Source organism: Micromonospora sp. AB353 (genome assembly GCF_049538395.1).
GTDB classification, from domain to species: Bacteria; Actinomycetota; Actinomycetes; order Mycobacteriales; family Micromonosporaceae; genus Micromonospora; species Micromonospora aurantiaca.
Window position 1 is genome coordinate 1 of the sequence record NZ_JBMVFV010000064.1, and the last position, 18341, is coordinate 18341.

Genomic DNA, 18341 nt, shown 5'->3' on the forward strand with positions numbered 1-18341 from the left:
GGGTCAGTGGACGAGAGCCGCCGGGCAGTGCGCCAGCAACTCCGCCGGGGCGTGCACGACCAGGTCGGGGCCGGCGGCGAGCAGCGCCGCGATGTCCCCGCCGTGCCACGTCGTGGCGACGGCCGTCGCCCCGGCGTCCCGGCCGCTGAGCAGGTCGATCACCGCGTCGCCCACCATCATGGCCTCGTGCGGCGGCACGTCGAGGTTGCCCAGTGCCTGGAGCACGATGTCCGGGGCAGGCTTGGGACGGGCCACCTCGTCGGAGCCGATCACCTGGCCGAAGAGGCCCAGCACGCCGAGTTGGTCGAGCAGGGAGCGGGCCCTCGGGCCGGCCTTGCCGGTGGCGATCCCCATTCGGATGCCACGCGAGTGCAGGGTCTCCAGGGTCTCCCGGACGCCGGGGAAGAGCGGCACGAGGTGGGCCATCCGGTAACTCTCGCGGACGAACGGCTCCTCCATCTCCAGGGGCAGCCCCATCAGGCGCATGATGTCCGGGAAGTACCGGCCCATGTGCCGGTTGTACTCCTCGAACGGTGCCGGCCCGTCGCCCACCACCTCGGCGTACGCGATGCTGAACGCCTCACGCATGACGGCCGAACTGTCGACGATGACGCCGTCGAGGTCGAACACGACCGCGCGGATCGGGCCGCGCGCCGGCGACGGCGGGGTCACCTCGACTGTGGACGATGGACGGCTCATGGCTGCTCCCGGAAGGGGTTGGGGCCGACGGTGGTTCTCACCCGGCGCGATGGCCCACCAGTGCGTGCTGGCGCTCCGGCCGGGTGGGCCGGGCGCACTGGTAGATCCGTTCGATGATGTCGATGGTCCGGCGGGCCTCGACGACGGCCGCGCCCCGGGCGGCCGGGTCGGCGAGCAGCCCGGGCAGGGCGTCGAGCTGGTGGTCGTACTCCGCGCCGATCGGCTCCCCGGGCAGCGGCAGCCGCGCGGTCCGGCCGTCGCGGGTACGCGTCAGCACCGGCGTGGGCTCCCGGTTGGGACTGAAGCCGAAGGTGCAGCGCAGCGTCGCCGACCCCGCGGCGCCGTGCACGGTGACGGTGGTGCGGTCCAGCGACTCGTGCGAGGCCCAGCAGGCGTGCAGGGCGACGGAGGCGCCGGTGTCGGTGAGCAGGAACCCCCGGGCGGTGTCCTCGACGTCGCCGGGAACGTGGCCTGCGGTGTCGGCCCCGCCGCGCCAGGCGGCGTGGGCGGCGCTGTCGTTGACGAAGTCGTCCGAGACGCTGCCGATCGCGTGAGTGACCCGGGCCGGGCCGAGCAGCGGCAGCACCGTGTCGAGCAGGTGCCAGCCGAGGTCCACCAGCGCGCCGCCGCCGGACTGGTCGCGGCGGGTGAACCAGCCGCCCGCGTCGGGCACCCCTCGGGCGCGAACCCAGGCCACATCGACGTGCCGGATCGGGCCCAGCCCGCCGGCCACGTCGGCCAGCGCCCGGATGTCGGCCCGGTACCGGGCGGCGCTGCCCGCCAGCAGCACCGCGCCGCCGTCGCGCTCCGCGTCGGCCAGGATGCCCGCCTCGGCGGAGGTCAGGCAGACCGGCTTCTCCAGGAACACCGGTACGCCCCGGCGCAGCAGCCGGACGGCGACGACCGCGTGCAGGTGGTTCGGTACGGCGACCACCGCCAGGTCGACCGTTCCGGCGGGCAGGTCCTCGACGTCGGCGTACGCGGACGCGACGGCGTGGGTGTCGTGGGCCTGATCGCGCACCACGGGCTGCGGGTCGACCACGGCGACCACCTCGAAGCCGGGGTGTGCGGCGAGCCGGGGCAGCCAGATCTCCCGCCCGGCCCAGCCGAGGCCGACCACCGCGACCCGCACCGGCCGGCCGGCCGGCGCCGGGGGCCGGGCCGTCATCCGGCGAGGACGTCGGCGAGCACGGCGGCGATCTCGTGCATCTGCTGCTCCGTGCCGAGCAGGGTGCGGTGGTGCAGCCAGACGCAGTCGGAGTGGATCTGCTCGGTGTTGGGGCAGCGGGCCGCGATCGCCTCTGCCGACTCGTCGGGCGCGGCGGCCATCCAGAAGCCCTCGCACCGGTAGATCGCCCGGAACGCCACGAACGCCGGGACGCCCCGGGCGATGAGCGCGTCCACCACGGCACGGCGGCGCTCGATACCGATCCCGGGGATACGGAACATCGCCATGTAGTGCGGGTTGCGGTCGGTGCGGGGGTCGGTCGCCTGCGGGACGACGCCCGGAATCTCGGCGAGCAGGCTCGACAGCAGCGGCCAGCGCTGCTCGCGCAGCGCGATCTGCTCGTCGAGGCGGGTCAGCTGGGCGCGTAGCACAGCGGCGGTGAACTCGCTCATCCGGTAGTTCGAGCCGGTGGTGCTGTGCAGGTACTCGCGGTCGGTGCGGGGCCGGCCGCAGCTGTGCACGAGGAATGCCCGCTCGCGCAGTTCCTCGTCGGGGAAGACGACCGCTCCGCCCTCGCCGGCGGTCATGAGCTTGCCGTTCTGGAAGCTGAAGGCGGCCACCGAGCCGAGCGCACCGGCTCGCCGGCCGCGCCACTGCGCACCGTGGGCGTGTGCCGCGTCCTGCAGCAGCGCCACCCCGGCGTCGGCGGCGAGCTTGTCGAGCGCGTCCATGTCGGCGAACTGCCCGGCCATGTGCACCGGCATGATCACCTTGGTACGCGGGGTCATCGCGGCCTCGACGGCGGCGGGGTCGACGCAGTAGGTGTCCAGGTCGACGTCGACCGGCACGGCGACCGCGCCGAGACGCTGCGCGGCCAGCGAGGACGAGATGAATGTGAACGCCGGGACGATCACCTCCGTACCGGGGCCGACGCCGAGCACCTCCAGCGCGACTTCCAGCGCGTGGGTGCCGTTGGTGACGGCAAGCGCGTGGGGGCTGCCGTGGTAGTCACCGAACTCCCGCTCGAAGGAGTCGACCTCACTGCCGCCCATCCGCCACCACTGACCCTGTTCGAGGGCGCGGATCAGTCCGGTTCGCTCTTCGTCGCCGTACTGCGGCCACTCGGGGAACTCGGACACCGTCGAGGGCTGACCACTCATGACTTCCCACTTCCCAACTCGGGCAGACCAGGGGCTTGGGCGGACCATCGGGCGGGACGACCCGAGACCGCCGGTGCGCGGTCCGGGCGCAGCGGCGCACCGGATGGCCGCGCGGTACGTGACGCCTCCGTCTGGAGCCGGCGGCGTCGCTTCAGCAGGGAGGACGGTAACCGACGCGGATACGCGGTCACCGCCCCTAACAGCCCCTAGCCACCCCTTAGTCCGCCCGCACGTCGGGCGCCGCCGGTTCGCCGGGAGCCGTCGGCGTAGTAAGACTGCGGTGACCAGTCATCAGGCTCTGCGGGACCAGGGCCGGGCCCCACGAGGTGAAGCGTGTCGGACGTACTGCTGCTGAACGGCCCGAACCTGGGCATTCTCGGCCGGCGGGAACCGGAGATCTACGGCACCGACACCCTCGAGGACATCGAACGCGCCGTCGGCGAGGAGGTCGCCGCCCGGGGCTGGGGTGTGGTCGCCGAGCAGCACGACTGCGAGGGTGCGCTGATCCGTACGATCCAGAACAGCTACGACACGGTGGGCGCGATCGTCAACCCGGGTGCCCTGATGATCGCGGGCTGGAGCCTGCGCGACGCGCTGGCCAACTACCCCCGGCCCTTCGTCGAGGTGCATCTGTCCAACGTGTGGGCGCGGGAGAGCTTCCGGCACGACTCGGTGATCGCCCCGCTGGCCAGCGGGGTGATCGTCGGGCTCGGAGCGCTGGGCTACCGGCTGGCCGCGCGCGCCCTCACCGCGACCGTCCGATGACGACCGGGCACCCCGCCGTCCGGTGCCGTGGGCGCCGGCGTGCCGGCGGTACGGTCGTCCGCACGTCCCGACTCTTCCCGAAGGACCTCACGTGGAGATTCCCGTCCTCGTCCTGACCCTCGTCCTCGCGGCCGTGTTCGTGGGCACCGCCGTGCCGAAGCTCACCGGGCAGGCACAGATGCGCGAGCGGATGGACCACCTCGGCGTCTCGCCGGGGCTGACCCGCGTGCTGGGGGTGCTGGAACTCGCCGCGGTCGCCGGGCTGCTGCTCGGCCTGCTCTGGCCGCCCCTCGGCATCGCGGCGGCGATCGGTCTCGCCCTGCAGATGACGGGCGCGGTCGTCTACCACGCCCGGGCGAAGGACCCGGCCGCGACGATCCTGACGCCGGTGATCTTTGCCGTGGCCGCCCTGGCGCTCGTCTACCTGCACGTGCGGCTGGGCTGAGGCCGGCCGTGTCCGGTCCGCAGCGCCACGGCGGCGTCCTCGGCATCGACGTCGGCGGCACCAAGGTCGCGTTGCACGCGGAGGCACCCGGGCGGCCGGCGTACGACCGGACCTTCCGCTGGCCCCGTGGGGCCGCCGACCCCGCCGACGACCTGACGGTGCTGGCCGTCGAGGTGGACCGGCTGCTCGACCGGTGGGGACCGGTGGACGCGGTCGGGGTGGCCATGCCGGCGACCACTGACACCGGGGGCACCGTCACCACCTGGCCTGGGCGCCCCGGTTGGGCGGGCCTCGACCTCACCGGCGCGCTGCGCCGCCTCTTTCCCGACGCGGCGACCGCCGTCGCCGACGACGGTGATCTCGCCGCCCTGGCCGAGGCGCGCTGCGCCGGCGCGGACGACGTGGTCTACCTGGGCGTCGGCACCGGGATCGGCGGCGGCGTCGTGCTGGCCGGCCGGCCGGTGCCGGGCCGGTCCTCCGCCGAGATCGGCCACATGGTCGTCGCCCTCGACGGTGAGCGCTGCGACTGCGGCCGGCACGGCTGCCTCCAGTCCGTCGCGTCCGGCCCCGCCACCCTGCGCCGCGCCGCCGCCCACCGGGGCGGCGAGGTGGGCTTCGATGACCTACGGGCCGGACTCGACGGGCGCGAGCCCTGGGCGGTGGCGGCGGTCGAGGAGAGCTGCCGGGCGCTGGCGGCGGCGGTGGTGAGCCTCGGCGAGATCCTCGATCCGGCGCTGGCAATCGTGGGCGGCGGGTTCGCCGCCGGACTGCCCGGCTTCGTGCCGCTCGTCGCGCAACGGGCACGCCGCGCCGGCCGGCCCGGGCGCCCGGCGCCACCGGTGCAGCCCGCCGCCCTCGGCGGGCTGTCGTCCCTGCACGGCGCGGTGGAGCTGGCTCGTGACCTGACCGGCACGCCGGCTCCCGCGCGCCCCGTCCCCATCGCGTAGAGGAGAGCAGCATGGTCAGGATCGGTGTCATCGTCGGCAGCACGCGACCCGGCCGCAAGGCCGACGCCGTGGCCCGCTGGGTGCGCGACGTCGCCGCCAAGCGGGGCGACGCCACTGTCGAGCTGGTCGACATCGCCGACTACGCCCTGCCACACTTCGACGAGGTGCTGCCGCCGTCGATGGCGCCGTCGCGACGCCCGGCCGTGCGCCGCTGGGCGACGACCGTGGCCGGGTTCGACGGCTTCGTCTTCGTCACGCCGGAGTACAACCACTCCATCCCGGGCGCGCTGAAGGATTCCCTCGACTTCCTCTACCAGGAGTGGCAGCACGCCGCCGCCGGCCTCGTCAGCTACGGCGTGCACGGCGGCACCCGGGCGGCGGAGCACCTGCGGCTGGTGCTCGGGCAGCTCGGCGTCGCCGACGTCCGCTCCCAGGTCGCGCTCTCGCTGACGACCGACTTCGTCAACTTCCGCGACTTCCGGCCGGCCGCGCACCACGAGCAGGCCCTCGGCACCATGCTCGACGAGGTGGTCGCCTGGGCCGGCACACTGCGGACGCTGCGCCGGGCCTGACGCCGCTGCGGCTGCGCGGGCCGGCGACCGGGCTCGGGCACCGGCGTCGACCCGCCCGGCCCCGGCACGGCACGGCACGACACGGCGGGAAACGAGCCCGCATCGGCCACGGCGGAGGACGAAGGGACACCCTGGAGCGACGCCCGCCGTCGTAGGCCGGGCCGACCCCGCGCAGTGCGGCGACCGCCACCGCGAGACCACCGGCGGTGGTGGCCTCCACCCATGATCGGCTGTCCTCTGTCACCGCTGCGGCATGGCACGATGGCCGTGTCCTGCGCCGCCGGTGGCCGGGCACGACACTGATGGAGTCGGGATGTCAGAACCGGCCGGCACGCCGGTGCCAGGATTGGCGAAGCTGTGGACGTACGACCCGGTCACCGCCGGCCGGTATCGGCTGCTCGGCCGGCTGGGCGCGGGTGGGCAGGGGGTCGTCTACCTCGGTGAGGACGACGCTGGTGACCGCGTCGCGGTCAAGATGGTCAACGTCGATCTGACTGATCCACGGGCGCGGTCGCAGTTCGTGAAGGAGATCGCCGCCGCGCGCCGGGTCGCTCCGTTCTGCACCGCGCAGGTGCTCTTCGCCGAGGTCGACGGCGAGCGTCCCTACGTGGTCAGTGAGTTCATCGAAGGCCCGACCCTGCACCGGCACGTCCGCGAACACGGCCCGGTGACCGGCAACGCCCTGCACCGGCTCGCGGTCGGCACTGTCACCGCGCTCGCCGCGATCCACAGTGCCGGCGTGGTGCACTGCGATCTGAAGCCGGACAACGTGGTGCTGGGCAAGGACGGCCCCAGGGTGATCGACTTCGGCATCGCTCGCGCGCTGGGCGTGACCGAGACGGCGTCCAGCCGGGTCATGGGGACCACCGCGTACATGGCACCCGAGCGGTTCCGCAACGACGCGGTCGGTCCGCCCTGCGACGTCTTCGCCTGGGCGGCCACGATCGCGTTCGCTGCCGGTGGCCGGCCACCCTTCGGCAATGATTCGCTCTTCGCCGTGATGCACCGGGTGCTGCACGATCCGCCCGACCTGCCGGCGTTGCCTCCCGTGCTGGACGAGCTGATCCGGGAGTGCCTGGCGAAGGATCCGGCGGATCGGCCGGGTGCCGAGCAGGTGCTGGTGCGGCTGCTGCGGCAGGACGCCACGGCCACCGTGCCGCTACGTCGGGAGAGCCTGCTCGAGGTCGGCAACGAGACCGCGGGCACACCGACGCCGAACCATCCCCTTCCCCGGATCACGCCGACGGCACCGCAGCCGCGCCCGACGCAGCCACAGCCACAGCCGACGGTGCCGACCCAGGCCCGGCCGACGCAGCCGGCACACCCACAGATGACGACCCAGCCGGCGTACCTGCCGGCGACGGAGCCCGGCGTCGGCAACGGGTCCGGCGGCGCGTTGCGGCGACTGCGTCGTGAGGCCCTCGACGCCTGGGGCATCTCGACAGCGCTCTTCCTCGGCTCGGCCGGCGCCGCCGCCGGCTACGTCGCGTCGAGCGCGATCGGCCCGGCCGCCGCAGCCGGGGCGGTCGCCTTCGTCGTGGTCTACCTGGTCCGGCTGCTGGTCGCTACGGCGGTCGGGGGACGGTCCGACCGCCCGTGACGCCGCGGCAGGGGTCCGGGTCGCCGGCTGGCGCCGGATCGATAGGTTGACGGCCATCAGCCCCCGCCGAGGAGGACGCCCCGATGACCCCATCCGTTACCCGCACGCGGCAGTGGTTGCCCTACACCGCCGCCGTCACCGCCGGGCTGGTGGTCATCGCCGGGGCGTTCGTGTTCGTCCAGCAGCGCGATGCGGGCAGCGAGGTGCCCCGCACCGACTGCGCCACCACCCTCCAGGTCAACTCGTCGACGGAGAAGGCGGCGCTGCTGGTCGACCTGGCCGAACGCTACAACCGCAGCAGCCGGTCGATCGACGGCGGTGGCTGCGCCCAGGTGCACGTCAGCGCGCTCAACTCGGGCCAGGCCACCGAGGCGCTGGCCACCGGCTGGACCCGCACCGGCCTGCCGCAACCACAGGTCTGGCTGCCGACGTCGAGCCTGTGGACCGGCCAGCTCCGGCTGCTCGACCAAGCCGCCGGGCGAGCACCGCAGACCCCGGACCGCTACCCGTCGATCGCCAACAGCCCACTGGTGATCGCGATGCCGCAGCCCAAGGCCGAACTGATACGCCGGCGCGGGCCGCTGGGCTGGGGCGAGATCCTGGGCCTGTCCGGGCGGGACGGGTGGGCGGGCTTCGGCAAGCCGGAGTGGGGCCGCTTCACCTTCGGCAAGGACAACCCCAACCTGTCCACCTCCGGGCTGGCGGCGACCATCGCCACCTACTACGCGGCGGTGCAACGGTCCAGCGACCTGACCCGGTCCGACCTTGCCGACCCCGCGGTCACCCAGTTCGTCCGCCGGATCGAGGCCAATGTGTCGCACTACAGCGACGATTCGGTGGACCTGCTGCGCAGCCTCGCCGAGGCGGACCTGGCGGGCGGCGCGGGCAGTACGGACGACATGAGCGCCATCGTCCTCCAGGAGGAACTCGTAGACCTCTACAACACGGGTGCGCTGAGCCCTCGGCAGGACGGGCAGGAGCGGGGCCGCAGGCCGAACGTCCCGCTGGTCGCCGTCCACCCCGAGGAGGGCACGTTCAACCTGGACCACCCGTTCGTGGTGCTGCCCTCCGCCGACGAGCGGCAGCGGGCGGCGGCGACCGACTTCCTGGCCTTCCTGACCGAGGACGCCCAGCAGGAGAGCTTCGCCCGCCTCGGCTTCCGGGACCACGAGCGCCGAGCCTCGGCGGAGCTGCTCGCCAACGTCGGCGCCGAGCCCACCGGCGGGCTGAGCTACTTCGAGCCCCCGGACCCGCAGGTGGTCGGCGCGATGCTGGACGGCTGGCGGACGCTCCGCAAGAAGGCCAACATCCTGATAGCCCTGGACACGTCCGGGTCCATGCAGGCGATGGTCGGCACCCGCAGCCGCTTCCAGGTCGCCTCAGCAGCGGCGGGCAAGGGCCTCGCGCTGCTCAACACCGAGGACCGGGTGGGTCTCTGGTCGTTCTCCTCGGAGACCCCGAAGCGGCCGAAGAGCCCCTACCGAGAGGAGATCCCTCTCGGCGAGTTCGACCAGAAGCGGATCAACAGCAAGATCGCCGGCCTGCACGTCGACGGCGGCACCGCGCTCTACGCGACGGTCCGGGCCGCACACCGAGAGCTGCTCGACCGGTACGACCCACAGCGGATCAACGCGATCGTCGTGCTGACCGACGGCAAGAACGAGTACCGGCAGGACAACGACCTGGCCCGCCTGCTCACCGAGGTCGCCCTGGACCCGCGGCGTCCGGTGAAGGTGTTCTGCATCGCCTTCGACCGGGAGTCGGACTTCGCCACCCTGGACCGGATCGCCAAGGCATCGTCGGGCAAGGCCTTCGACGCGACCGATCCCGCCAAGATCGACGAAGCGTTCGTGAAGCTGGTCAGCAGCTTCTGACGCCGTCGCGCCCCGCTCGCCACGAGCCCGCGGCGCGACCGACGGTCTCCGCAGCCGCGCCGGTAAACAGCGCCGGCCGGAGTAGGGAGTACCCCGACACCGGACCGGTCCGCCGACGCCCTGACCTCGGCGTACAACGGGTGCCGGGCCTGGTGCCGGAGTCGGGGCGTGCCCGGCCGCCGCGAGAGGCACCGGTCGCCTGGGGCGTGGCCGGGCCCCGCCCGGTCGTGAGCCAGCGGGGCGGGCTGCCCGCTCAGGCTCCCGGCGCGACGACCAACCGCTCCGCGGCGACCTGCGCCGCGTCGGTGCGTACGACGCCGGCGAACTCGCGGGCGCGGGCGGCCACCTCCGGCCGCAGCGCGGCGCCCAGAGCCTCGGTCAGCGACTCGACGGTCGGCACGGAGCCGGGGTGTGCGGCGCCGATGCCGAGCGCGGACACCCGGCGCGCGAAGTAGTGCTGGTCGTACACCTGCGGTACGACGACCTGCGGCGTCCCGGCCCGCGCGGCCGTGGTCGTGGTGCCCGCGCCGCCATGGTGGACAACCACGGCCACCTCCCGGAACAGGTCCTGCTGGTTCACTTCGCCGACCACCAGGCAGTCGGGTGACCGGTCGACCGGCGAGAGCGGTGCCCAGCCCCGGGAGACGACCAGCCGGCAACCGACCGCGCGCACGGCCCGCACGGCCGTCTCCAGCAGACCCGGGGGTGCGGCGACGCTGCCGAATCCGACGTAGACGCACGGCCCGCCGGCGTCCAGGAAGGCCGTCAGCTCGGCGGGCAGGGCCCGCTTGTCGGGCAGGAGCCAGGCGCCCGGTTGGTAGACGGCCGGATCGGCGACGTCCGGCCAGGGTGCCAGGGTCGGGTCGGTGGCCAGCCACGGCCGGTCGGTGTGGATGTGGTCGCTGACGTCGTCGACCGTGCCCAACCCCACCGCCGACCGTAGCGCGTTGAGGGGCGCGGCGAAGGTGTCGTTGACGTGCCGCAGGTTGGCGGCCCACAGGTCGCTGTTGTCGGCCGACGCGGGCGCCGGGACCTCCCCGAGCACCGGCAGCGGCAGCGGGGGGTGGTGGGGTGAGGGAAGGGCCGCCGGGCAGAGCGCCGCGAAGACGTACGGGATGCCGCGCTTCTCCGCCACGGTGCGGGCGGCGATCTGGAGGCCCGTCGACGCGACGAGGACGTCACAGTCCCGGGCTGCGGCCGACAGCACCTCGAACTGGATGCCGATGGAGGACTCGGCGAGCTTGCGTACCTGCGCGGGCGAGGGTCTTGGCACGGCGGCCCGCGACCTGGGCGCCGCCGACCTGCGCCAGGGCGGGCCGACGGGCACGAAGGGAATCCTGAAGCTGGCCACCCAGCGGGCGAAGTCGGGCGGGGCGCAGAGGCGGACCTGATGGCCGAGGGCCGTCAACCGCGACGCGAGCGCCACCAGTGGTTGGACATCGCCGCGCGACCCGAGAGTCGACAGCAGTACGCGCATGATACTCGCCTTTCCGTCTGTTGCGCCGGATCCGGGCGTGGTTGGGCCAGGCCCGACAGCGTTGTCGGGCCTGGCCGCACCGTCGATCTGCTATCCCCGCGTCGTGGAGCGCCCCGGTACCAGGGCAGCGGGTCGCGCCCTGGCGGCGGTCTGAGCGGGTACCCGGCGCGCGGTGCCGGGCGCGGGTCGGAGGGGCCGCAGGATCAGTACGTGGCCGAGCCCCTCGACCGCGCGCAGCTCGGCCGTGCAGGCCGCGGCCTGCGCCTGGCGCAGGTAGTCCAGCGTCTGCGGGTCGGCGGCGCACATCCCCGGCGTCGAGTCGGCGGTGGCGACCAGGTGGACCTCGCCGGCCAGCAGCAGCGAGGCCGAGATGAACTGGCAGAGTTCCGGCCACAGCAGGTACCGCCAGAAGTCCACGCTGATCACCGCGTCCAGGCTGCCCGGCGGCATGGGCGGGGCGACGCCGAGCAGGTGGAAGTTGGTCCGCCCGATGGGTGCGGCGTAGTCGAAGGTCAACGCCGAGGTGGGCAACCCGGAATCGGCGCGGCCGGTGCCGATCCAGAGCGTGCGGTGCCCCCGCACCTGGCCGGCGAGGCGCGCGGCGGCGGGCCCGATGGCGCAGGCCGACCGCTCGACGCACTCGTCGATGAGCGCGCGATAGTGCAGGATGCGCCGGATCGCCTCGTACCCCATGACGGCGGTGAGGAACTCCCACTCCAGGCACGGATAGAGCCGGGCCGCCTGCTGGAAGTTGGCCTTCATCTCCATCCAGTTGCGGGTGATGTTCTTGTGGTGCGGCAGGTGGACGACCCGGGCGTCGTCGTCGTAGCCGAAGTTGACGCCGTCGGGGAGGCTGCGGTCGACGCGGTAGAACAACTCGACGTCCTCCACGCCGTAGCTCAGACCGAACGCCTCGCGGTAACCACCGACCTGCGCGAAGTGCGCGCTGGACAGCGAGATGTTGTGCGTGTAGGCGATGACCCAGCCGGCCCGGAGCCACTCGCCCCCGTCGTCGGGAAGCCCCGTGGCGAACCGCAGGTCGCCGCCGTGCGGGAAGGCGCGTGCGACCGCGTGCGGCTCCCCGGCCAGCACTGCCGGCAGGTCAGCGAGGCCGATCTCGTCCCGCCGGCCGATCAGCACCGCCGCGTTGCCGGGCACGCTGTGCCAGGCCAGGTGCCGCTCCAGCAGGTCGGGCACCGCCCACGAGTCGGCGTCGAGGAAGACCAGCAGAGGTGCACAGGCACGGCGCGCCCCCTCGTTGCGGGCGACGGAGCGGCCCTTGCGCTCGGCGAGTTCCAGCACGTGCAGGCGAAGACCGGCGCCCTCGGCGAGCGCCTCGGCGTACCCGTCGGACGAGCCACCGTCCCGGACCACGATCACCTCGAAGCGTTCCGGCGGCAGCGTCTGCCGGGTCAGCGCCCGGAGAGTCAGCGCGAGGCACTGCGGATCCTGGTAGGTCGGCATCACCACGCTCAGCGCCGGAGGGTTGGTGGGCAGCGACATGGCGATCCTCTCCGTCAGACGATCTTGCCGTCGGGGGCGGCGACATCGTCAGACGATAACGCTCCGCGACGACATCATCACGCATCAATAGGGGTCTATAGGGGTGCACTGTCCCAACACGACAGTCGCCGCCTGACCGGACGTACCCACGCCCAGGAGCAGCAGCCGCGACAGGAAGCAGAGGGTTGGATCAACCCGATTCGGCTGGCGAACTCAGGTACGCCTGGCAGGTTGCGGCTGTCGCGGCCGAGGAGTTCGGTGGTGAGTTGCTGCGCCCATGGCCGGCAGCGAACCTGCTGCGGGGTGCCTCGCTCGGCAGCAAGCAGCGCCTGGAATGTCGCCTGCGGCCGTGTAGTGCCAGCGCTGCGTCTTCCCAGTAGCGGGCTCGGCACTCCGGCATGACGATCCGGGCTGGGTCGACCTGCCGTGCGTAGCGCTGCGTGCAGTGCCACCGCGTCACCATCCGGTCGTGACATCTCGACATACGGCGCCCGCACCTCGACGCCCCGCCGGAGCCTGCCCCGCGGGTGCGAAGTACCGCGTCAGCGGCTCGTGCGTCGCAAGGCCGGTCCGCTGGCGGAAAGGAAGTCCTCCAGCGTCCTCGGCGCCGCGCCGGTGACGCGGGCGACGGTATCGGTCACCACCGCGAACCCGCCGGCGCGTACGCGCTCGAACGTCAGCCTGTTGAGGTCTCGTTCGAAGCCCTCGGTCCCGGCCACGGCCTCGTCCACGGTCAGGTCCCGGTGGACCACCGGGTGTCCCGCCGCGTCGGAGAGCAACTCCGCGGTACGCGGCAACGACAGGCTCGCCGGACCGGAGAGCTCGTACGTCCGTCCGGCGTGCCCGTCCTCGATCAGTGCCCGCCCGGCGACCGCGGCGATGTCGCGGGCGTCGATCCAGGCCATCTCGGCGCCACCGCTGGGGAACGGCAACTCCCCCGAGTCGGCGATCTGGTGCCGGTAGAAGCGTGGGTCGGTGAAGACCTGCATGAACCAGCCCGGCCGCAGGATCGTCCAGGGGCGGCCACTACCGCGTACCGCGCGCTCGACGCTCGGCGCCCAGCCGGCCGGGTAGTCGGAGCCCGGGTGACCGCCGTCCTTGTCGGACAGCAGGACCACCCGCGTCGAGGGCGCGGTCTGCGCCACGAGCGCCCCGACGAGTTCGGGTGCGTCCGGGCGGTCCGGTCGGACCACGTACACGGCGTCGACGCCGTCGGTCGCCGTCGCCCACCCGGCGGGCTCGTCCCAGGAGAAGGCGACGGGGTGGACGCCGTCGATGCCGACGGTGGACGGATCACCACTGCCGCCGAGCACCTCGACGCCCTGCCGTGCCGCGAGCGACTCCGCCAGCGGAAGCCCCGTCTTGCCTCGGACCCCGGTCACCAGCACCCGGGTCACGTCGTCTCCGGTCGATTTCCGCTGCATCGTGAGCTCCTCTGGTTCGCTACCCGGGTGACACCGCGGACGGCCTCGACCGGTCGAGCGCCGGTCACAACCAGTCGTGTTCGCGGGCGTAACGCGCTGCTTCGTGGCGGGTCCGGGTCTGGGTCTTACGCATGGCGTTGGACAGGTAGTTGCGCACGGTGCCCGGCGCGAGGTGGAGCTGGGTGGCGATGTCGGCCACCGAGTAGCCCTCGCCGGTGACCCGCAGCACGTCGATCTCACGGTCGGTCAGCGGGCAGTCCTCGGTGACCGCGAGCGCTGACACATCCGGGTCGATCCAGCGTTTACCCTCGTGCAGGGTGGCGATGACCGAGGTGATGTGGGCCGGCTCGGCGGACTTGCTGACGAAGCCCTGGATGCCGAGGCGTAACGCCTTGCGCAGCACGCCGGGCCGGGCGTGCCGGGTCAGCATGAGGATCACCTGTTCCGGCCGCGCGCGACGGATCTCGGCGACCGCCTCGAGCCCGTCCATGCCCGGCATCTCCAGGTCGATGACCAGCACGTCGGGCCGTTGCCTCAGAGTGGCCTCGACGGCCGTCCGCCCGTCCTCGGCCTCGGCGAGGACGGTGATCTCGCCCTCCATCGGCAGCAGCGCGGCCAGGGCGGTGCGCAGCAGGACCTCGTCGTCGGCGAGCACGATGGTGGTCATCGGCTGTCCCCCTCCGATGCTGCCGGGGACGCATCGAGGAGAACCGGCGGGAAGACCGCGGCTGTCAGGAACCGCCCGTCGGCCAGTTCGACGGTCAGCTCGCCTCCGTCGTCCGCCACCCGTTGCCGCAGCGCGGAGAGCCCTCTGAGCTTCGGCGGGGAGTCGGCGTTCACCCCGTCGTTCACGATGGTGATGCCCGACTCGGCGAGGGTGATCTGCACCCGGGTGGCCTGCGCGTGCCGCAGGATGTTCGTGGTCGTCTCGCGCAGCACCTGCCCGAGCAGTTCGCTGACGCGTGCGTCGACCTCGGCCTCCCGGGTCACCCGGACGCGGATACCCGCCGCCTCGAACAGGTTCTTCGCGTTCTCGATCTCCGCGGTGAGGTTGAGCCGCCGTTGGCCGTTGGCGAGGTCCTTGGTCTGCGTGATGGTGTCGCTGACCAGCGCGTACGTCTCCCGCAGTTCCTTCTCCGCCCGATCGGTGTCCCGGAGCAGCAGCTTCTGGGCCAGCGCGATCTTCAGCTTGACCACGTGCAGGGTGTGGCCCTGGATGTCGTGCAGGTCGCTGGCGAACCGGACGCGTTCCCGGACCACGGCGAGTTCGGCCTCGCGCTCTCGGGTCTGTTCGAGTTCGCGGATGAGGTCGTAGAACCGCTCCCCCAGCACCGTGAGGGCCGTCACCACCACGGTGAGGCCCGTCGGGACGAGGACGTAGGCGACCAGGACGCCCACGGTGTCGTCGCGCTGCACCAGCAGCCGCGCCGCCCCGACGGCGGCGACGTAGGCGAACAGCGCGGCCATCGCCCGGGACCGATGCCGCCCGACCTGGCGCATGGCGAGCGAGCCGACGGCGCAGATGCCCCAGTACGCGTTGGGACTGCCGGTCACCAGCACTCCCAGTGGCCACACCGCTCCGGCGACGACCACGCAGGGCAGGGCGAACCGGGCCAGGTCGTTGGCCGCCCACCGTTCGAAGGCCACCAGGGCCGCCACCGCCCCCGGCGCCAGGACGAGGACGTGCCACCAGGCACGCGCGTCCATGTAGAGCAGAATCACGGCGGCGAAGACCACCGGCGGCAGTGAGGTGACGAGGTTGAGCCGGCGCAGCCTTCTCTGCGTCGAGGCGGTGAAGCGCGGCGCCGGTGCGGTCACCCTCCCAGTATCCGGCGACCGCCGGCCTCGACCAGTGACATCACGTCACATCCGGTCGTGACACCACGCCACTGACCGTCCGGCCGGCTCCGCGCTGTCATAGGTGCATGTCCACCACACCTGTGATCGACGTCGACCGTCTGAACCTGACCTACGGTGACTTCCACGCCGTCAAGGACCTGTCCTTCCAGGTGCGCCCCGGTGAGCTCTACGCGCTCCTGGGCACCAACGGAGCCGGCAAGACCTCGACCCTGGAGGTCGTCGAGGGCCACCGCAGGCAGACCTCCGGCACCGTACGCGTCTTCGGGCACCGCCCCGATGATCGGCGAGCGGTCCGTCCCCGGATGGGCGTCATGCTCCAGGAGAGCGGTTTCTCCCCGGACCTCACGGTTCGTGAGTCGGTCGGCCTGATCGGTCGGCTCAGCGGACGCACCGACGACGTCGACCGGGTACTCGACCTGGTCGACCTCACCGACCGGGCCGGCCGACGGGTGGCACAGCTGTCCGGCGGGGAGAAGCGGCGGCTGGACTTCGCCACCGCCGCCTACGGCACCCCGGAGCTGATCGTCCTGGACGAGCCGACCACCGGCCTGGACATCTCCTCCCGCGACGCCGTCTGGACGACTGTGGACCGGCTCCGCGAGAACGGCGCCACCATCGTGCTCACCACGCACTACCTGGAGGAGGCACAGCAGCGCGCCGACCGCATCGGGCTCATGCACCAGGGCACCCTGCACCGCGAGGGCACCGTGTCCGAGCTGACCCGAAGCCTGCCGGCCGTCATCAACTTCTCGCTGTCGGCGGCGGTGCCGACGCTGCCGCTGCCGGCCGCGGTCGACGGCGCCGGGAAGGTCCGGGTCGAGACCTTCGCCCTGCAGAAGGACCTGCACGTCCTGCTCCGGTGGGCCCAGGACCACGCCGTCGAGCTGCAGGGACTGGAGGCCGGGCCGACCCGCCTCGACGACGTCTTCCGCGCCCTCGACAACTGACCCTCCGCCCGACAGGAGCACCACCGTGTTGTCCATCGCCGCCAGCGAACTGATCCAGATCCTCCGCAACCGGCTGGTACTGGTCACCAGCCTCATCATCCCGTTCGCCGTCTCCGTCCTCTTCGTCCGCCAGCACGAGACGTTCGCCGCCATCGGCAGCCTCGGCTACGTCGCGGCGATCGTCCTGTTCACCGTCGCCGCTTTCGGGCTCTACGCCACCGCGGTCACCACTCTGGCCTCCCGGCGCCAGAACCTGTTCCTCAAACGACTGCGCTCCACCGCGGTCGCCGACTCCACCATCCTGGCCGGCCTGCTGCTGCCGCCCACCACGATCGCGGTGGTGCAGGTGGCCGCGATCCTGACCGCGCTGGCCGTCGTCGCCGGCGGGCCGGCCAACGCCGCCCTGCTCGTGCTCGCGGTCCTCGCGACCCTGACGATGATGATCGGCCTGGCCCTGGCCACCGCCGGCCTGACCAGTTCCCCCGAACACGCCCAGGTCACCACCCTGCCCGTTACCCTCGGCGTGATCGCCGTGGCCACCTGGGTGGGCATCAGCGGCACCGCGGACCTCGCCTGGCTCAAACGGCTGCTGCCCGGCGGCGCCGCCACCGAACTGACCAGGAACGCCTGGAACGGCGGCGTCGCCGTGGCCGACTCCCTGCTCCTGCTCGCGCCCACCCTGGGCTGGGTCGCCGTCGCCGTCGTCCTCGCCACCCGACTCTTCCGCTGGGAGCCCCGCCGATGACCACCGCCCCCTCGGAGCGCCCGGCCCCTCCGACCCTGGTGGAGGATCTCCTCCTGCTGCTCTTCCAGCCCGCGTCCGGGACCGTCGCGGGTGAGAACACGCTCTTCTACGTCCTCGGCGGCGCCGTCCTCGCCGACCTCGCCCTCGGCGACCACCTGACCACGGCGGCCCGGGGCCGGATCAGCGTGGTCGGTAGTCCACCGCCGGACGGTCTCCTCCGTCCGGCGTGGGACTACCTCGCGGAAAAACCGAGGGGAGTGCAGACGGTTCTCGCGGCGATCGGCCCCACCCTGCGCGAGCCGGTGTTGCAGCAGCTCATCGCGCGAGGCGACATCGACCGGCAGCCGCACAAGGTGCTCGGCCTGTTCCGGTCCACGGCCCTGCGGGAAGGACGGACCGAACGCCGGGCGCGGCTCCTCGCCGACGTCCGGCAGGCGCTCGTCGACGGTGTGCAGCCGACGGCCCGGGTCGCCGCGCTGGCGGCCCTGCTCTCGGCGAGCGGAACCCTCCCGCAGTTCCACCGCGAGATCCCCTGGACCTCGTCGGTGATCACGCGGGCGAAGGAACTCGAACGCGGCGACTGGGGCGCCGAAGCGACGGCGCAGGCCGTGACCCGCACCGTGACGGCCACTGTCGTCAACAGCGTCATCGTGGCCATCACCGTGCTTCCGCGAAGCTAGTGACGAGAGAGAGACCCAGATGACCGTGGAACTCATGCACCCGGACGGACTGCTCAGGCAGACCGACTACTCGCCGGTCGCCGTCGCGACCGGATCCCGGCTGGTTCTGCTGGCCGGGCAGGCCGGCGTAACCCCGGACTTCAAGCCCGCCGCACCGGATCTGGCCGGTCAGACCCACGCCGCGTTGCACAACATCATCATCGGTGTCAGAGGCGCGGGCGGGGACACCGGTGACCTTGCCCGACTGACCTTCTACGTCGTGGACTGGGCCCCGGAGAAGTGGGACGAGTTGCTCGCCGGCATCGCGCGGGCGCAACAGGACGAGGGTCTGCCCGCGCCGGCTCCGCCCATCACCGTCATCGGCGTACAGGCTCTCTTCACGCCCGAGTTCGTCGTGGAGATCGAAGCGACAGCGGTCCTCGGCTGAGTGCCGAGTCCTCGTCAGGTTGAGCCGCCCCGCTTTTATGGAGCTTCT

General features: G+C 72.7%; 18 protein-coding genes. 10 read left to right on the forward strand and 8 right to left on the reverse strand.

What is annotated here, in order from left to right; all coding sequences use genetic code 11:
• Positions 1–3: 3 nt before the first annotated feature.
• From ACPCK6_RS22425 to ACPCK6_RS22435, 3 genes are read right to left on the reverse strand one after another with little or no spacing between them, the layout of a single operon-like run.
• Positions 4–699, reverse strand: a complete 696-nt coding sequence (locus ACPCK6_RS22425; RefSeq protein ID WP_013477291.1) for an HAD-IA family hydrolase — start codon at positions 697–699, stop codon at positions 4–6.
• Between the two features lie 37 nt (positions 700–736).
• Positions 737–1867: a Gfo/Idh/MocA family protein gene (locus ACPCK6_RS22430; RefSeq protein WP_423482120.1), complete on the reverse strand. Its 1131-nt coding sequence runs from the start codon at positions 1865–1867 to the stop codon at positions 737–739.
• A complete protein-coding gene (locus ACPCK6_RS22435; protein WP_396884477.1) occupies positions 1864–3027 on the reverse strand; it encodes a DegT/DnrJ/EryC1/StrS family aminotransferase in 1164 nt (387 codons plus the stop codon). Before ACPCK6_RS22435 ends, ACPCK6_RS22430 begins: the two co-directional genes overlap by 4 nt.
• A gap of 333 nt (positions 3028–3360) precedes the next feature.
• Between ACPCK6_RS22435 and ACPCK6_RS22440 the strand changes: the two genes are divergently transcribed.
• The 6 genes from ACPCK6_RS22440 to ACPCK6_RS22465 all read left to right on the forward strand — a co-directional run bounded on the left by ACPCK6_RS22440 (position 3361) and on the right by ACPCK6_RS22465 (position 9230).
• Positions 3361–3792, forward strand: a complete 432-nt coding sequence (locus ACPCK6_RS22440; RefSeq protein WP_318334692.1) for a type II 3-dehydroquinate dehydratase — start codon at positions 3361–3363, stop codon at positions 3790–3792.
• Positions 3793–3883: 91 nt separating this feature from the next.
• Positions 3884–4237, forward strand: coding sequence for a DoxX family protein (locus ACPCK6_RS22445; protein WP_216935526.1), 354 nt, complete (start codon positions 3884–3886; stop codon positions 4235–4237).
• Positions 4238–4245: 8 nt separating this feature from the next.
• On the forward strand, positions 4246–5184 hold the full coding sequence (locus ACPCK6_RS22450; protein WP_396884476.1) for an ROK family protein: 939 nt from the start codon (positions 4246–4248) through the stop codon (positions 5182–5184).
• A gap of 11 nt (positions 5185–5195) precedes the next feature.
• Positions 5196–5756, forward strand: coding sequence for an NADPH-dependent FMN reductase (locus tag ACPCK6_RS22455; RefSeq protein ID WP_013285613.1), 561 nt, complete (start codon positions 5196–5198; stop codon positions 5754–5756).
• Between the two features lie 313 nt (positions 5757–6069).
• A complete protein-coding gene (locus ACPCK6_RS22460) occupies positions 6070–7356 on the forward strand; it encodes a serine/threonine-protein kinase (protein WP_423482121.1) in 1287 nt (428 codons plus the stop codon).
• Between the two features lie 83 nt (positions 7357–7439).
• Positions 7440–9230: a substrate-binding and vWA domain-containing protein gene (locus ACPCK6_RS22465; protein ID WP_423482122.1), complete on the forward strand. Its 1791-nt coding sequence runs from the start codon at positions 7440–7442 to the stop codon at positions 9228–9230.
• A 253-nt stretch (positions 9231–9483) separates the two neighbouring features.
• Here ACPCK6_RS22465 and ACPCK6_RS22470 read toward each other — a convergent pair whose 3' ends face one another.
• From ACPCK6_RS22470 to ACPCK6_RS22490, 5 genes are all read right to left on the reverse strand, one after another.
• Entirely contained in the window at positions 9484–10707 is a 1224-nt protein-coding gene (locus ACPCK6_RS22470; protein WP_423482123.1) for a glycosyltransferase, read from the reverse strand.
• Positions 10708–10797: 90 nt separating this feature from the next.
• Positions 10798–12210, reverse strand: coding sequence for a glycosyltransferase family 2 protein (locus tag ACPCK6_RS22475; RefSeq protein ID WP_423482124.1), 1413 nt, complete (start codon positions 12208–12210; stop codon positions 10798–10800).
• A gap of 542 nt (positions 12211–12752) precedes the next feature.
• On the reverse strand, positions 12753–13634 hold the full coding sequence (locus tag ACPCK6_RS22480) for an NAD(P)H-binding protein (RefSeq protein ID WP_423482125.1): 882 nt from the start codon (positions 13632–13634) through the stop codon (positions 12753–12755).
• Between the two features lie 64 nt (positions 13635–13698).
• Positions 13699–14301 carry a response regulator gene (locus tag ACPCK6_RS22485; protein ID WP_423482126.1) on the reverse strand — a complete coding sequence of 201 codons (603 nt, stop codon included), beginning with the start codon at positions 14299–14301 and terminating at the stop codon, positions 13699–13701.
• A complete protein-coding gene (locus ACPCK6_RS22490; protein ID WP_423482127.1) occupies positions 14298–15452 on the reverse strand; it encodes a sensor histidine kinase in 1155 nt (384 codons plus the stop codon). The genes ACPCK6_RS22485 and ACPCK6_RS22490 overlap by 4 nt, the downstream gene beginning before the upstream one ends.
• Before the next feature lie 107 nt (positions 15453–15559).
• Here ACPCK6_RS22490 and ACPCK6_RS22495 point away from each other — a divergent pair, with 107 nt between their 5' ends.
• The 4 genes from ACPCK6_RS22495 to ACPCK6_RS22510 are packed head-to-tail and all read left to right on the forward strand — an operon-like array spanning position 15560 to position 18293.
• A complete protein-coding gene (locus tag ACPCK6_RS22495) occupies positions 15560–16441 on the forward strand; it encodes an ABC transporter ATP-binding protein (RefSeq protein WP_423482128.1) in 882 nt (293 codons plus the stop codon).
• A gap of 25 nt (positions 16442–16466) precedes the next feature.
• On the forward strand, positions 16467–17186 hold the full coding sequence (locus tag ACPCK6_RS22500) for an ABC transporter permease (RefSeq protein WP_423482129.1): 720 nt from the start codon (positions 16467–16469) through the stop codon (positions 17184–17186).
• Positions 17183–17866 (forward strand): GOLPH3/VPS74 family protein, encoded by a 684-nt coding sequence (locus ACPCK6_RS22505; RefSeq protein ID WP_423482130.1) that lies wholly within the window; start codon positions 17183–17185, stop codon positions 17864–17866. Before ACPCK6_RS22500 ends, ACPCK6_RS22505 begins: the two co-directional genes overlap by 4 nt.
• Positions 17867–17885: 19 nt before the next feature.
• Complete coding sequence (locus ACPCK6_RS22510) at positions 17886–18293, forward strand: RidA family protein (protein WP_423482131.1); 408 nt, start codon at positions 17886–17888, stop codon at positions 18291–18293.
• The last annotated feature ends 48 nt before the right edge of the window (positions 18294–18341 follow it).